This is a genomic window from Streptomyces sp. NPDC029151 (assembly GCF_055564315.1).
This window is the reverse complement of sequence record NZ_JBVHWQ010000001.1, coordinates 19,409-34,288: the sequence shown is the minus strand read 5'-3', so window position 1 is coordinate 34,288 and position 14,880 is coordinate 19,409. Positions and strand designations below refer to the sequence as shown.

12 protein-coding genes and 2 pseudogenes are annotated in these 14,880 nt (G+C 74.3%); all 14 read right to left on the bottom strand.

All coding sequences use genetic code 11. The annotated features are described in order from the left end of the window. Positions 1-13 precede the first annotated feature (13 nt). Complete coding sequence (locus ACZ4VF_RS00145) at positions 14-559, bottom strand: hypothetical protein (RefSeq protein WP_467923723.1); 546 nt, start codon at positions 557-559, stop codon at positions 14-16. Between the two features lie 66 nt (positions 560-625). Beyond that, a pseudogene (locus ACZ4VF_RS00140) lies at positions 626-1,255 on the bottom strand (hypothetical protein); the annotation flags it as partial. Next, entirely contained in the window at positions 1,252-1,920 is a 669-nt protein-coding gene (locus ACZ4VF_RS00135) for a DUF2071 domain-containing protein (protein WP_467922153.1), read from the bottom strand. The pseudogene ACZ4VF_RS00140 and the gene ACZ4VF_RS00135, both read right to left, overlap by 4 nt. 145 nt (positions 1,921-2,065) lie before the next feature. Beyond that, positions 2,066-2,347, bottom strand: coding sequence for a hypothetical protein (locus ACZ4VF_RS00130; RefSeq protein WP_467922151.1), 282 nt, complete (start codon positions 2,345-2,347; stop codon positions 2,066-2,068). Positions 2,348-2,450: 103 nt separating this feature from the next. Next, a complete protein-coding gene (locus tag ACZ4VF_RS00125; protein WP_467922150.1) occupies positions 2,451-3,131 on the bottom strand; it encodes a maleylpyruvate isomerase N-terminal domain-containing protein in 681 nt (226 codons plus the stop codon). A gap of 84 nt (positions 3,132-3,215) precedes the next feature. Beyond that, a complete protein-coding gene (locus ACZ4VF_RS00120) occupies positions 3,216-3,749 on the bottom strand; it encodes an SLATT domain-containing protein (RefSeq protein ID WP_467922149.1) in 534 nt (177 codons plus the stop codon). A gap of 67 nt (positions 3,750-3,816) precedes the next feature. Beyond that, positions 3,817-5,181 carry a hypothetical protein gene (locus tag ACZ4VF_RS00115; protein ID WP_467922147.1) on the bottom strand — a complete coding sequence of 455 codons (1,365 nt, stop codon included), beginning with the start codon at positions 5,179-5,181 and terminating at the stop codon, positions 3,817-3,819. Continuing rightward, entirely contained in the window at positions 5,178-6,329 is a 1,152-nt protein-coding gene (locus ACZ4VF_RS00110; RefSeq protein WP_467922146.1) for a hypothetical protein, read from the bottom strand. The genes ACZ4VF_RS00115 and ACZ4VF_RS00110 overlap by 4 nt, the downstream gene beginning before the upstream one ends. Next, positions 6,305-7,978 carry a hypothetical protein gene (locus ACZ4VF_RS00105; RefSeq protein WP_467922145.1) on the bottom strand — a complete coding sequence of 558 codons (1,674 nt, stop codon included), beginning with the start codon at positions 7,976-7,978 and terminating at the stop codon, positions 6,305-6,307. The genes ACZ4VF_RS00110 and ACZ4VF_RS00105 overlap by 25 nt, the downstream gene beginning before the upstream one ends. Positions 7,979-7,985: 7 nt before the next feature. Continuing rightward, positions 7,986-11,468: a WD40 repeat domain-containing protein gene (locus ACZ4VF_RS00100; RefSeq protein WP_467922143.1), complete on the bottom strand. Its 3,483-nt coding sequence runs from the start codon at positions 11,466-11,468 to the stop codon at positions 7,986-7,988. A gap of 149 nt (positions 11,469-11,617) precedes the next feature. Next, the gene (locus ACZ4VF_RS00095; protein ID WP_467922142.1) at positions 11,618-12,433 is read right to left on the bottom strand and encodes an ABC transporter permease; all 816 of its coding nucleotides are present in this window, start codon (positions 12,431-12,433) and stop codon (positions 11,618-11,620) included. 90 nt (positions 12,434-12,523) lie between these two features. After that, positions 12,524-13,417 (bottom strand): ABC transporter permease, encoded by an 894-nt coding sequence (locus tag ACZ4VF_RS00090; protein WP_467922141.1) that lies wholly within the window; start codon positions 13,415-13,417, stop codon positions 12,524-12,526. A gap of 3 nt (positions 13,418-13,420) precedes the next feature. After that, positions 13,421-14,620, bottom strand: coding sequence for an ABC transporter substrate-binding protein (locus ACZ4VF_RS00085; protein WP_467922139.1), 1,200 nt, complete (start codon positions 14,618-14,620; stop codon positions 13,421-13,423). Positions 14,621-14,648: 28 nt separating this feature from the next. Further along, positions 14,649-14,801 (bottom strand): annotated as a pseudogene (locus tag ACZ4VF_RS00080) (TOBE domain-containing protein); the annotation flags it as partial. Between the last annotated feature and the right edge of the window lie 79 nt (positions 14,802-14,880).

Genomic DNA, 14,880 nt, shown 5'->3' with positions numbered 1-14,880 from the left:
ACCGCCGCGCCGCTCAGCTCCGGCCGGCCGGGTGAAGGGCTGCCTCCGCCGCGTGCACGCGCCACTCCTCCACGGTCTCCTGCTGGTGTGCGGCCCGGTCCAGGAGCGTGTCGAGCAGTACGGGGTCCAGGCGCCCGTCGGTCGCGGCGAGCCGGCGAAGAGTCGCCCAGCCGGCCGCCTTGCCCTCCACCCCGAGCCGCAGCGCCTCCAGTTCCAGCACGGTGCTGAGCGGAGAGCGCCGCACCAGGCGTCCGTTGCCCTTCACCCGGGCCGCCTTCTCGGCCGTCCAGCCCGCCCAGACCTTGTAGTGGCGCACCGGGACGTCCAGGTCCCGCATGATCTCCAGCAGCGTCTCCCGGTCCTCGTCGATCTCGACGGCGACGGGACCGAGGGCCCGGCCGAGCGCGGAGCCGCGGGAGGCGCGGGCCAGATGACCGATCCGCTGGCTCCCCGCGGTGGCTCCGGCCAGGTGGTCGTTGAGATAGACACCGAGCAGTTTCCTGTCGGTGCCGCCGGTGGACCCCAGCCCGGGCGTACCGGACCGTTCCGGTGTGTTCATGGCAGGTCTCCTTCGTGGCTTCCCCGGCAGGGGGCGGGGGCGGCGCCCACGGCGTCCGGCCGCGCGGGGCGCGCCGACCGTCGTCGTGACGCGTACCAGGCTCGGCGTGCGGGGCGCCGAGCCGAAACCGAAGCGGACGGCGGGCTCGACGGGGGCCAGGGGGCCGAGGTCCCGCCCTTCGAGGACGACGCTCGCCGCGGTGATCCGGTGCAGATCGCGCGCGCCGTACCACTCGCGCCGGCCGCCGCCGGCACTTCCGCGGGTCCGCACTCCGAGCAGCACCCGGGCCGGCGGATCGGTCACCACCGTCCAGCGGGCCGAGGCGGCCAGCGCACCGGGGACGGCCCGCAGCAGGACCCCTGGCAGACCCCTGCGGCCGACGGTCAGGCGCAGGTCGAGGAGCGAACCGGCGGTGACCGCCCACCGGTCCCCGGTGACGCGGACCCGCACCGGTACGACCCGCACCTCGTCGAAGGCGTAGGTGCCGGCGATGAAGTCCGCGGTGCGCCGGGTCGGGGCCAGCAGCAGGCGGTGACCGTCCTCCCGCTCCAGCATCACGTCGCTGAAGGGGCCGAACGGCGAGCACGGCCAGTGCCCGAGCACCAGCCGGGTCCCGGACGCGGTCCCGATGCCGGCGATCCAGCCGTCGAAGCGGAGCCGGCCGGCCCGGTCCGGCCCGGGTGCGGGCGCGTTCATCCGTCCCGGGCGGCACGGTCGCGGACCCGGCCGCCGAGTCCCGCCGGACGCGGAGCGCCCAGCCGTACCTTCCGCACCCCGTCCGAGAAGTGCGCGACCGGCTCAGTCACGGGCGGCAGCCCCACCCTCCGGGCGTGGGCCTCCTCCAGCACCATGAGACACGCCTCGCGCGGCGGCCAGGGGGCGTGCTCGACGGGAGTCTGCGACAGTGAGCCGCGGCGCCGGGTGAACGCCCGCCGGCGCGAGGCCGGCCACACGTCCGGCCGGCTGGGCCGGATCGGCTCGCCCGGCCGTACGGCCATGCGGCACCCGGGACGGCCGCCCCGCCGGGCGCCGGCGTAGTGCACCGCGTCCTCCCGCCGCGCCGGCTCCGGACGCCCGACGGGGTACGGCACCCCCGCCACGCCCACGGCCGGCATCACCGGGCAGACCACCTCGATCCTCGGGAACCACGGCACCTCCCGGCCTCCCTGCCCTCGCCCGGAGGTTCGCCGAGCGGCCTCCGCGAACGGGGGCAGGCCCACCCGCGACCCCGGCCGGCACACACCGGTCATGAGGAACGGCGTGAGGCTCACCCAGGCCGAACCGCCGTCCGCGTCGACGGCGAGCCCGCGCGGCAGCAGGGGCCGGACCCGGGCGGGCGGCAAGGCCCAGTGCACAGGCATCCGGGTCAGCCGGCCGGCCCGCAGCGCCGGGACGTGCACACGCCGCCGGGGTCCATACGACACCACGCGCACCGACTCCCCAGGCGCGGGGCGCCGAAACCCGGCGCCCCGCGTCGGACCGGCCCGCCCGCCCCGGGCGCCGGGCTCAGGTGGCGCGCGTCCCGCCGCCCCGGCGGATGCGGCCCAGCAGGTCCCGGTGGTAGGCCGCGAGCTGGCCGGCCGGCACCGGGGCGGGGCTCCCGGCCAGCGTGTACCAGGTGTCACCGCCGGAATGCTGGATGGCGACCCGCACACTGCGGCCGTCGGGCAGGAGGATCGTCGCGACGGTGAGATCACCGGTGATGACGCCGACCTCGTCGGTCAGCGCCCCACCGGGACCGGCCGTGACACGGTCGACGTAACGGTCGATGCTGGGAGGGTTGTTCATGGGGCGCAGGTTTCCACCAACCCGACCGGGATGCCCCGCACCGCGCGGGCGGCACGCACCGCTGTCGCCGCGTTGGAGGTGCCCCGGCGGGATCGGCCGGCCTTCAGCCGAACAGCGGGAGCCGCTCCGCCACCGCCCCCAGGGCGGCGCGCTCGGCGTCCGTGGGCGCGGCCCGCCCGGTGCCCACGCGCGCGTACCTCTCGTCGCTCCACTCCACCGGGGCGGGCCGGCCGAGGAGGCCGTCCAGCGTGGTGCGCACCGCCGCCAGGCCCTCGGGCGAGGGCCCGGGGGCGTGCGGGAGGTGGACGGTCAGATCGAGGTGGTGGACGGTCGCCTCCACCGCCAGCGTGGTGATCAGGTCCCCGGCCGTCAGCACGTGCCCCTGCGTGGCCACCCGCAGCCCGGGATCGGCCGCCTCCGCCGCGTGCACGGCCGCCGCCAGCGTCTCGAGATACAGCTCCTGCATCTGGCCGAAGACCAGGAACATGCTCCCGTTCACCCGCACCCACCGCCGGCCGTTCGCCGCCCCGGCGGTGTCGGGCCGCCAGCCCTGCCAGTAGCTCACCGCATCCCGGTCGACGGGCCCGTCCGACGGGGTGTGCAGGGCCACCAGCCCGCGCTGGGCGTCCTGCAGACAGTGGAACACCAGATCACGGACCGCCCAGCCCGTGCAGCCCGTCGGCAGCCAGGACTCCTCGTCCCCCAGCCCGGCGACGACAACCGAAACGGCCTCGTAGGCGGCGCGCAGGACCCGCGCCGGAGTCGGGGTGTTCACTGGGCTCATCGTCTCCTCGGACGTCTGCTGTGGCCGGTCGGGTGATCGTCGACGCGGTGGGCGGACGGAACGTCCGGCCTCGGCCGACAGGTCTCAGCCGTCGCCGTCGACGGCGTACCTCTGCGATCCTGCCCGCAGGTTCGCCTGCGCCCTGCGGTACGCCCGCCGGCTGGGGACCTCCGCCTTGGTGTTCTGCTCGTCCCGGCGGGCGGTCAGCTCGGCCAGGGCCCGACGGGCCTCGTCCGGCGTCCAGTGGGCGAGGTCGATCTCCCGGTGCTGCCGCGCGGCCGTCTGGATCTCCAGGTAGGCATTGGCGGACGCGGCTGCCTGCGCGGTGCGCTGCGGCGCGTTGACGGTGGTGAGAACGGCCCCGAGGCCCGAGGCGACCAGGGCGAGGATGCCGGCCGCCGTCCGGCCGGTGGACTCCACGAGGGCGGTGGTACCCGCTACGGCGGCGAGCAGGGTGGCCGGGACACCGAGCAGCAGATGTACGGCACGCCAGCGTTTGGTCTCCTCGAACTGACACTGTGCGCTGTACATGGCGCTCTCCTCGATACGCCGCAGTTCGGTCTCGATGGCCCGGCGGCGGGTGTCGCCGTCGGGCCCGGCCGGTTCGTCGCTGTCCACGCGTTCACGATAGACGGCGGCCTCGGCCGGACGGGAGCGAATCGCCTCCCTGGGCACGGCAGTTGCCTCACGTCCGCCCGGACTCGTACGCGGCGAGGACGGCGTGGGCCGGATGGTGCGGAGGCAGGCCGTCGATCATGTGGTGCCACTGGGACAGGGTGACCCGCTCGTTGGCCGGGAGGGACGCCTCCAGCTCGTGGGGGCGTACGCGGTCCAGGAACCGCAGCGGTACGGGCGGTCCGTCCAGATCGACGTCGAAGGTGGTGCCCGGCACGCGGACGGCCAGGAAGCCGTACAGGGAGCCCGGGAAGGCGCTCAGCGCCATCCAGAGGCGGGTGCCCGGCGCGTCGGAGCCGTCGGGCCCGTCGGTGACGGTGGCCGGGCGCAGGGTCACCGGGTGGAAGAGCGGTCCGTCGGCGAGACGGCGGACGGGCTGCGCCGGCTCGTCCTCGATCTCCGTCTCGATCTCCAGCAGGCCGCCCGCGGTGACCGTGAGGCCGGTGGTGACCGGCCAGTCCTCGACGATCTCGGTGCGGCGGCCGGCCGGTGCACCGGACGACGCCCGCAGCACGAAGTCCGGGTCGAGGCGCCTTCTGAACACGACCGGCGCCACCGGGCCGGTGCCCCGCAACCGCGTCGCGGCCAGGCCCGCGCTGTGGTGCAGGGCCCGGTCCGCCGCCGCGAGCGCGTCGGCGAGGCCGGCCAGGGCGTGCCGGGCCGTCCGGGGCAGACGGCCGGTCTCGGCGGCCAGGACGCCGCTGAGCAGATGCGCGGCCTCCCGGCCGAACCAGGGGCCGGACCGCCCGCCGCGCAGACCGGCCTCCAGCACCTGGAGGGGCCCGGCGAGCGAGGCGGCGGCCGGAGCGAACCAGTGGCGCAGCCCGCCGGCCGGCGGCGGAACGGCGTCGGCGGCCGCCCCGCCCGCCTCGGCGCGCAACAGGGCGGCGGCCGAGTCCGCCGTGGCCGTCACCCGCTCCCACGGCAGGCAGTGGAACAGCTCGGGCGGCGCCTGCGTCTCCCGGGCGACGCGGTACAGGAGGAAGTAACGCAGGGCCGGGCTCTCCGCGCGCAGGGCCGCCACTGTCGCCGGATCCGCCGGCAGCGCGTCCCACGCGCTCTCCAGACGGGCGACGAGAGCGGCGCCCGCCTCCGACACCGGGACGGGACCGCCGAAGTCGTCCAGTTCCACGACCGTGGTGCCGTCGGGGGCGCGCAGGGCCAGGGCCCGGCACGCCTCGCCCTGCCAGGGGACGACGGCACTGGTGCGCGTCCAGGCCTGCTCGGTGAAGCGCCGCAGTGTACGGGCGTCGGTGCGCTCGCTGCCGTCGTTGACGGCACCGAGCCCCGAGCCGGCGGCCCGTAACCGGGCGATCCAGTCGCTGAGCGGCCTGTGGACGGGCAGGGGGCGCGACGGGCGACCGGTCTCGTTCATGCCGCCTCCGTGAGCAACCGGGCGTGCGGCCGGGCGGCGACGGGGCCGAGCCGCTGGACGGCCTCGGCGACGGCGGGTGCCGTGGGATCGGGCACGCAGTGCTCCCACAGGGCCGCCAGGTGGTGCCAGGTCTCGGGACCGCGCGCGTCGATCCGGTCGAGCAGGTCGGCGGGCAGCGCCCGGGCCCAGGCGCACAGCGGTTCGTCGTCCGGTTCCCCGGGACGTCGCTGCCAGCGCAGCAGGAACTTCAGCCCGCGCAGCAGCACTTCGGCACGCGCCGAAGGGTCGGTGGAGGCCAGTGCGGGGGCCAGGCGGCGCGGGACCCGGCGGGGCTCGTCCCCCAGGTCGTCCAGGGCCTGTCCCAGCGGGTCGAGCACGAGGTCGCGCAGCGGGTCGTAGAGCAGGGTGTTGACGGTCAGGTCCCGTTGCCGGCTGTCCTGGAGCAGGTCGCTGCCCGTCGCCGGGAAGCGGGTGGCCTCGGGTGGCAGACCGAGGCCGCGGTAGTCGAGCGTGGGTCCGTGCGTGCGGGCGACGGGGTCGAGGACCGCGCAGGTGAGCGTGGCGGGGTTGAAACGCTGGACGTGCTCGGCGCTGAGGCCGTCGAGGTCCAGCACGGCGCGGGCCGCCTCGGTGAACGCTCCGGCCGGCGCCGTCCCGGTGAGGTCCAGGTCGTTGACGCCGCCGGGCACGGCACCGGTCACGACGTCGCGGGGTGCGCCCCCGCTGAGCCAGCTGTCATGCCCCGACGCCGCCAGGTGCTCGATCAGCGGAGCCGCGAAGGGCAGGGAAAGAGGTCCGTGCAGCAGCTCCTGGAACCGGCCGGCGAGACCGGGACGGATGTCGTCGGGGCGGCGGACGCGGCCCGGTTCGAGCTGCTCGCAGGGGTGCGGGCCGGTCCTGGTCAGGCTGGGGTGGTCGGCGGGGTCCGTGCTGCGCAGCGGCGGGTGACCGGCGTCCTCCTCGCCGCCGAGGACGAGCTGGTCGTCGCGGGCGGTCGGCAGGGTCCTGGCGGTACAGGCGAAGCCCACGACCGGCCGGTCCTCGACGGTATCCCCGGTGAGGATGGGTGCCGTCCCTGCCTCGCCCCGCTGTCGGGGCAGGGACGGCATGCCGGTGACACCCCTCACCCGGCGGCCAGTCCGGTCCATCGCGCGGTCCCTCCCTCGAGGCGAACGGTCAGTGGCACGGTTACGGCGTCCCCGGGGGTGTAGGCGGACCCGCTGTAGTCGAGACCCGGTGCGAGGCCCGGTTTCAGGCCCAGGACGGCGGCGTCCCGCAGCCGTTGCGGCGTACAGCTGATGTCCGTGTCCGGCTCGTCCACGCAGGTCGACGGGTTCGGGTAGAGGAGCTCCTCGGTGGTGGAACGCCGCGGGTGGGTGCGGATCGCCCGCAGGACCGCACGGGGCCCGCCGCCGGTGCGGATCCAGCGGCGCTCCGCAGCGGAGCACGGGTCGCACAGCGCCACGAGTCGCTTCGTGTCTCCGCGGACCGCCGCGTCCTCGATGTCCCCGGCCAGCTTCCGCACCGCGGCGGGCAGCCGGGCGCCGTGGTCGTCCTCGGCCGTCACGCCCTCCGACGGCTGCCGGGCCGCTGCGGGCGGCCGTGCGGCGGCGCTCTCGGCGGGAGTGAGCGCGAACAGTGAGACACCCCGTGCGAGCACGAGCTTCCGGCCCCCGCCGGTCAGGGTGAGGGTGCCGGTGGGACTGTCGCTCGCCGTACCGCGGCGGACGTGTGGGTACACCGGGTCTTCGAGGCGTACTACCCTGCCGTCACCGCCCAGGGCGATGCCCAGCATGCCGCTGCCGAGATAGGTCCACCGGCCGTCGCGCAGATAGTAGGAGACGGTCCTCTCCCGGGTCATGACCTGGCAGTTGGGCATCGGGCTGAAGGTGGCGGTGACACCGTCGCCCGCCCAGGCGAGGGACGTCACCAGGCGTGCCTCGGTCACGAGAGCGTGGCGGAACGCGGGATCGTGCGGCATCGGGCGGCCGGGCTCGCCGCTCCTCGTGCCGGGATGGGTGAGGACGCTCTCCATGCTCCAGCAGGCACCGCCGGAATCGTGGCTGGCCCACGCCAGTTCCGGGCCGTCGGGCTGCCGTTGGGCGCCGGCGAACGTGGTGCGGCCCTTCGCCGTGAGGAGCCGGCGGACACGGCCTTCGCGGTCGGCCAGGGCGAGGGTGCCCTCGCCGCGGGCGACGCCGGGACCGTCGACAAGCGGTGAGAACAGGACCACGTCGTCTCTCCCGCCGGCGGCCAGCTGGGCGTACGGCCGCTGACGTGTGGCGAGGGCGATGCGCCGCGGACCGTCCGAGGCCCGGAAGAGCAGCAGGGAACTCCCGTCGACGCTGAGAGTGACGGCGTCGTGGCCGAGAAAGCCGATGCCGCTGCACGGGCAGGGCCGTGAGGTCTGCCGACCGGTCCGTACGTCCAGGAGGTGGATCTGCCCGGTTCCGGAATAGCCGTCGGCATCGAGCCAGGCCAGTGACCGCCCGTCGGGTGACCAGGCGAACTGCGACGGCCACGTGTCGAGTCCGCTGAAGGAGTCCTCACCGGGCTGCACCTCACCCGCCTTCCACGTGCGGCCGGCGGCGTCGGCGGCGAAGACCGCGTGCTCGGCCGGCCGGAGGAAGGCGACGACAGGGTGCCGTCGGTCGGGTTGCCCGGTGGGGGAGGCGGAGGCGCCGGCCCCGGGAGCCCGGGATGTGCCGTCGTCGGCCGAGGTGCACGCGGCCGCGGCCAGTGTCAGGGCCAGGGCAAGGCCGAGACACCGGGCGCGGCGGCGTTCTGAGAGAGGCATGAACGGCTCACTTCCTTCCGGCGCACAGGTCGATGTAGGCGTGGCGGCCGCCGATCTGGGTGCGCCACTCCCGAGTGGTGAGACCGGAGTTGCCGGTCCAGTGGCACATCTGCCGCCTCCAGTCGATGTCGGCCACCTGCCACAGGTTCACGGGCCCGGCGACCTCGCTGTCCGTGACCGGGCGGGTCGCTCCGGCGAGGAAGTCGCCGTTGGGCGACCAGTCCAGGCGGGTGATGTCCGTGCCGCCCGAGCTGTGCAGGGTCGGCAGGGCCTGTTGGCCGGTGGCGGTGTCGTAGACGAGCACCTGGTCCGCCACCGCTACCGCGAGGTGACCGCCGTCGGGGGAGAGGGCCATCGCTTCCGGGGCCGTGGTGGTGTCCGGCAGGGTGAGGGAGTCGCCGGTCTCCTCCAGGTTCGCGTCGCGGAAGCGTACGGTGCCGTCCGCGCCGAGCACGGCGACACGGGAGCCGTCGCGGCTCCAGGTCACCTGCGCGGCGCCGGGGGCGTCGACGCGGCGGGTCGTCCGGGTGACCAGGTCCGTGAGGGCGATGCGGGGCCCGTCCTTGCCGCCGTCCTCCAGCGCGAGCGCCCGTGTGCCGCTCACTGCCAGGCCCGAGCCCGCGTGGAGATCCACGGTCGCCACGAGCTTGAGGGTGCTGGTGGACCAGAGGGCGAGCGGTCCGGTGGCGTGCCGGGCGACGAGCAGGTCCGCGCCCGGCACGAAGGCGGTGGCCGTGAACCCGCGCCGGCCCGGGTCGGCGGCGCCCCGGTCCAGCTGCGGTGCCTGGAGGGCCCGGCGCGGGGTCGCGTCGTGCTTGCCCCAGACGCTGACGACGGACTGGTCTCGGTACCGGCCCGCGGCCACGGCGTAGGTGCGGTTCCGGGCGGCGTCGAGGATCTCGAAGGTCCCCGAGCCGTAGTCCTCGACGTGGGCGTAGGGCTGCTGGACCGGGTCGCGTTCGATCTTGGGCCGGTCCGCGGGATCGATGGTGAACAGGCCTTTGGAGCCGCCGCCGTCACCGGCTGCGAGCAACAGCAGTCCGTCAGGCCCGAAGGACACCACGGTCGACTGGTCCGCGGGGGTCAGGCTCAGCGGCCCGGGCCGCCGGTCGAGGACGTTCACCCGGCCGCCGCGCCCACCCGTCACCACGGTGTACCGGTCCCCGACCGCCACGGTGACGGCGAGGCCGCCGCGCGGCGTCTCCATGTCCCGGCCGACGGCGACGTCGTCGCCGGTGCCGACCGGTACGAGCGCCGTGCCGTCGTCACCGGCGATCGCCACGGTGCCGGGCTCCTGGGCCATGGAGCGCGGCGCGTAGTCGAGGCCTCCCACCGGGTAGGCCAGTTGCCGGTGGCGGCGCCGGTCCCAGGCCTGCACCCCGCGTGGTGTCGAGAGGAACACCGTCGTGTCACTGGCGGCGATCTGCGTCGCACCGCCCTGGACGTCGGTGAAGGGGATCTCGGTGGAGACCTTGTGGCTGTCCAGGCCGACGGCGGCGACGGACCCGGAGGGGAGCAGCAGCAGTGCCCGGTCCTCCGCGCGGGGCTGACCGGAGTGCTCCGGCGGCGGGCTGGGCGCGGCCGTGGCGTCGACGACGGGGCTGATGCTCAGCAGGCCGGGGAGGCCGTCCGGCAGGATGTCACGGAAGCGCCGGCAGGACGTCTGCCGGAGCGTGGTGGTGTCGTACTGGGCGATGCTGCCGTCGTCCCGCACCTCGACCAGTCGCACGCCGCTGTTGACGAACGCCGTGGCGACGGGTCGGCTGCCCGTTCCGGCGCAGGTGGGCGCCGGGAGTCTGCCCATGCGCCGGGGGACGGGTTGCAGCACCGAGTAGACGCTCACCCCTCGGTCGTCCCGAGCCGCGAGCAGCCCGCTGGCGTGGTCGAGGACGAGGTCGGTGGCCGCCCCGGCGGCCTTCCCGAGCGGTTTGCCGGTCAGGAGGTCCCAGGACTTCAGGTAGGGATCGTCGCCGGTGGTGTACACGCGCCCGTGCCGGTCGTCCACGGCGACGCTCGTCACCTCCGCCGGGCTGACCTGCCAGGACAGCCGGACACCGGAGTTGGCCTCCAGTACGTCGCGCATCGCCTGGACGGCGCCGGGGGTGTCGGACTCGATGGTGTAACCGGCCAGGGCGAGCAGACCGGCGAGCCGCGGATCGGTCTGCCGCAGCATCATCGCCCGGGCCGCGAGGTCGGCGGCGAGTGCCTTGCGGCTCTCCTTCTCACTGTCCGCGCTGACCTGCTGGACCACGACCACCGCGAGTACGACGACCGCGCAGAGGACGGACAGGGCCGTGAGGCCCCACCGCCTGACGACCGGGAAGTCCCAGACGCGTGCCTTGCTCGCCGCTTCCGAGACGGTGGCCGCGAAGAGGAGGCGGTCCGTGGTGCCCTTGGGCTGGGCGCGCAGGGCAGCGTCCCGGTCCGCCGCGGGGACGACCACGTTGGCGCCGTCGGCCACGGCCTGGAGCTTGGCCGGGTAGCCGCCGACGGACACCAGGGATCCGGGCCGGGCCGCGTCGAGGCCGCCGACCAGCGCGGTGCGCGGGTTGATCCGCCGCAGGGCCGGCGGCCGTAATCGGCGCGTGGTCCGTGCGGCCTCTCCGAGCAGGATCGCGAAGGCGCAGCCGAGGGAGTTGTCCTCCACCATGCCGACCACGCCGTCCGCGTGGGTCAGCGACCACAGCACCGTCACGGTGACGTCGGCGCCGCGGGTGGCCCAGGCGTCGCTCAGCGACTGGCGGAAGCGTTCGTCGCCGCGGAAGCCGCCCATGGAGCGCGGGTCGGGCAGGAGCGCCGGCGGTCCCTGCGGCAGTACGGCCGCGGTGAGCGTGCCGCGGACGCCGCCCCGGCCGTCGTCGAAGAGGACCGTCAGTTCGGCCGCCGGACGGGGCGGCGGCAACGCGCCGTCGAGGGCCAGCAGCCAGGTCAGGGCCGGCAGGGTCAGGTCCCGGTCCGCGGGGGAGACGGCGTCCAGCAGACGGTGGAGGCGGGTGGCGTGTCCGGCCGCGCCGGATTCCAGGAGGGGCTGTGCCGCGGCGGGCGCGTGGTCGGGGAGGGCGTGGTGGTGGCGTAACCAGAGCAGTCCGGTCGTCAGCTCGTCGGTGGCGCGACCCGCGTCGCCCACCAGAGCCAGCCCCATGGCGGCGGACGCCCGGAGCGCCTGCACCGCGGCGGGTTCGTCCTCCAGGAAGGGGGCCCTGCCCACGAGCGTGCGCACGCACGAGGCCGCGGCCGCGCGGGGCATGAGCAGGCGGTGCAGGGGGGTGTACGTGTCGCGCAGGGTGCGCAGCGCGTCGACGTCCTCCGCGGCCACGAGTCCCTGGAGGTGGGTGAACACGGGCTGGCGAGGCGACAGCAGGGCACGGGTGGTGCGCTCCCGCTCGCGCAGCGGGGGCATGGCATGCGTCAGCGCGGCCACGTCCACGACGTCCGAAGACGCGTCGGCCGCAGGAGAGAGCCCGTCCGCCACCTGGGACGGCTCGTTCACCGACTGCTCCACCCGCACCCCCGTTCACCCGGACCGCGCACCCCCGCACCGGCCCGGCGGTTCCATTCTGGCAAGGGTGGCATCGTGTGTCCGGCCGGACGCGGAACCGCGTCCGGGCTGCGCGGAACGCCGTCGGGCCGTGCGCCCGTTCACACCCGGCTGGAGGTCGCCGTGTCCGCGGACAGCCGCTGGGCGACGTAGATCGGGATCACCGACAGCAGGACCAGTACGGCGGCCACGACGTTCACCACCGGGGCCTGCTGCGGCCGGGTCATGTTGCCGAAGATCCAGATGGGCAGGGTCTCGATGCCCGGCCCCGCGGTGAAGGTGGTGACCACGATCTCGTCGAAGGACAGGGCGAAGGCGAGCAGGGCGCCGGCCAGCAGCGCGGAGCGGACGAGCGGGAAGGTGATGTCCGCGAAGGCGCGGAAGGTGCTCGCGCCGAGGTCCATGGCCGCCTCCTCGTACGCGCGGGAGGTACGGCGCAGCCGGGCCACCACGTTGTTGAAGACGACGACGATGCAGAAGGTGGCGTGCCCGACGATCACCGTGAACAGTCCGAGGCCCACGCCGAGCGGCTCCAGGACCGTGCTGAAGGCCGAGTTGAGCGCGATGCCGGTGACGATGCCGGGCAGCGCGATCGGCAGGACGACGACGAAGGAGACGGTGTCGCGGCCGAAGAAGCGGTGGCGGGCCACGGCGAAGGCGACGAGGGTGCCGAGGACCAGCGCGATGGCGGTGGCCCCCAGCCCCGCCTTCACCGAGGTCCACAGGGCGTCGCGGGCGCCGGAGTTGTGCGCGGCCACCGACCACCAGTGCACCGTGAGCCCGGGTGGTGGCCAGCCCGCGCTGCGGTCCGGGTTCAGGGAGTTGACCAGGACCAGCAGCAGCGGGACGTAGATCACCGCGAAGCCGAGCCCGGCGCCGATGCGCAGGGCGGTCCGCGCGGTGCGGCTGAGATGCATGGTGCTCTTCTCCTCGGGTGCCGGGAGGTCCGGGTGGCGTGGGGACTGCAGGCTTGGGGACTACAGGCTTGAGGACTACAGGCTTGGGGACTACAGGCTGTCGAGGGCGCCCGTGCGGCGGACCGCCAGCAGGTACAGGACGATCACGGCCACCGGTACGGTGCCGAGCGCGGCGGCCATGGGCAGGTTGAGTTCGATGTTGGAGTACACGAGGTTGCCGATCAGCTGGGTCTTCCCGCCGACGATCTGCACGGTGATGTAGTCGCCGAGGCTGAGCGAGAAGGTGAAGACGGAGCCGGCGGCGACCGAGGGCAGGACCAGGGGGAGGACGACCGAGCGGAAGGTACGGGCCGGCCGGGCTCCGAGATCGGCCGACGCGTCCAGCAGGTTGGCCGGGAGCTGTTCCAGGGCGGTGTGGACCGGAAGGATCATGTACGGCAGCCAGAGGTACGTCAGGGTGAGGACGGTGGCGGGCAGGCCGTAGCCGGGGCCGCTCAGTCCGAACGGTGCGAGCATCCAGTCGGCGAGGCCGCCCTCGGAGAGGATCAGCCGCCAGGCGTACACCTTGACCAGGTAACTCGCCCACAGCGGGGTGAGGATGGCCACGACGAGCAGCGGGCGCCACTTCGGCCGGGCCACGCGGGCGGTGTAGAGGGCGACCGGGAAGGCGATCACCGCGCACAGCACGGTCACGGCGAGGGCGACCACGACGCTGCGCAGGATCACCTGACGGAACACCGGGGTGGTGAACAGCGCGTGGAAGTTGTCCGTCGACCAGACCTCCACCACCTGGGACGTGAAGGAGTCCGTCGTCCAGAAGGCGGAGACGAACAGGACCGCCAGCGAGCCGAGGTAGAGCACGGCGAGCCACAGCAGCGGGGCGGAGAGCAGGAGGGCCAGACGCAGCCGGGGCCTGCGGTGCAGGGTTCCGGCGAGCCGCCGGACGGTGCTCCGGCCGGCTTCGGGCGGCAGATCGGTCGTCACGGATCAGCCCTTGATCTCGGTCCAGGCCTGCACCCACTTGGCGTACGGCACGCAGGTCACGTCCTCGCGGCCGTCGAGGCACTGCTCGATGGGCGTGTTCCAGAAGGCGATCTTCTTCCAGTAGTTCTCGTCGGCGGCGTGGTAGACCGTGCAGAAGTTCCTGTCGCTGGTCTCGGCGCACGCCTTGGAGCTGGCGGGTGCCTCGCCGAAGTACTCGGCGACCTGGGCGTTGACCTTCGGGGAGACGATCCAGTCCAGCCACTTGTAGGCGCAGTTGGGGTGCTTGGCCCTGGCGGAGACCATCCAGGTGTCGGACCAGCCGGTCGAACCCTCCTTGGGCACCAGCGCCTTGACCCGGGCTCCCTCGGAGGCGGCGAGGTTGGCGATGACCTGCCAGGTGGTGCCCACCACCGAGTCACCGCTCTTGAAGGCGGAGACCTCCTTCAGGTAGTCGCTCCAGTACTCGCCGACGTTCGCGTTCTGCCGCTTGAGCAGCGCCACGGCGGCGTCGAACTGCTTCTGGTCGAGGGCGTAGGGATCCTTGATCTTCAACTCCGGCCTGGTGGCCTTGAGGTACAGGGCCGCGTCGGCGATGTAGATCGGTGAGTCGTACGCGGTGACGTGTCCCTTGTACCGGGAGGCGTCGTCGAAGACGGCGGACCAGGAGGTGGGCGCGGGCCTCACCTTCGCGGTGTCGTACATCAGCAGGTTGGCGCCCCGGCCGTGCGGGATGCCGTACATCCTGCCCTTGACGGAGTTCCAGGCGCCGTTCTTCAACCCGCTGAAGACGTCCTTGTAGTGGGGGACGAGGTCGGTGTTGACGGGGGCCGCGTCACCGGAGGCGATCAGGCGCAGGGAGGCGTCGCCGGAGGCGGATACGGCGTCGTACTCCCCGGTCTTCATCAGTTTGACCATCTCGTCCGAGCTGGCGGCGACCTTGGAGTGGACCTGGCAGCCCGTCCGCTTCTCGAAGCCGGAGACCCAGTCCGCCTTGGGGTCGTTGGAGCCGTCCTCGACGTAGCCGGCCCAGGCGATCAGGTCGACCTGGCCCTCGGTCCTGCCGAGCTTCGTCGGAGCCTTCAGGTCGGGCGGGTTGAGGCCGCCGGCGGACGTACCGCCGGAGCCGGAGGAGTCGCAGGCGGCGGCGAGCAGCAGCGCGGCGCCGCAGATGGCTGAGGCGCGCAGGGTACGGGTGAGGCGCACGGCGTTCTCCAGGGGGTGGGGGACGGTGTCAGGAGGGGAGCCGGACGGCGTGCCGGCGGTGCCACTGGAGGCGGACCCGGGTGCCGCGGTAGGCGGCGACGTCCGCGGAGGAGGTCTCCAGGTTCTGCTGGAGCGCGGTGAGCCGGCCCCCGCCGTCCAGGTCGACCAGGAAGCGGGTGGCGGGGGGGGGGGGGGGGGGAGGGGGGGAGGGGGGGGGGGGGGGGGGGGGGGGGGGGTTGTTTCGCTTTGTGGGGTTCCCT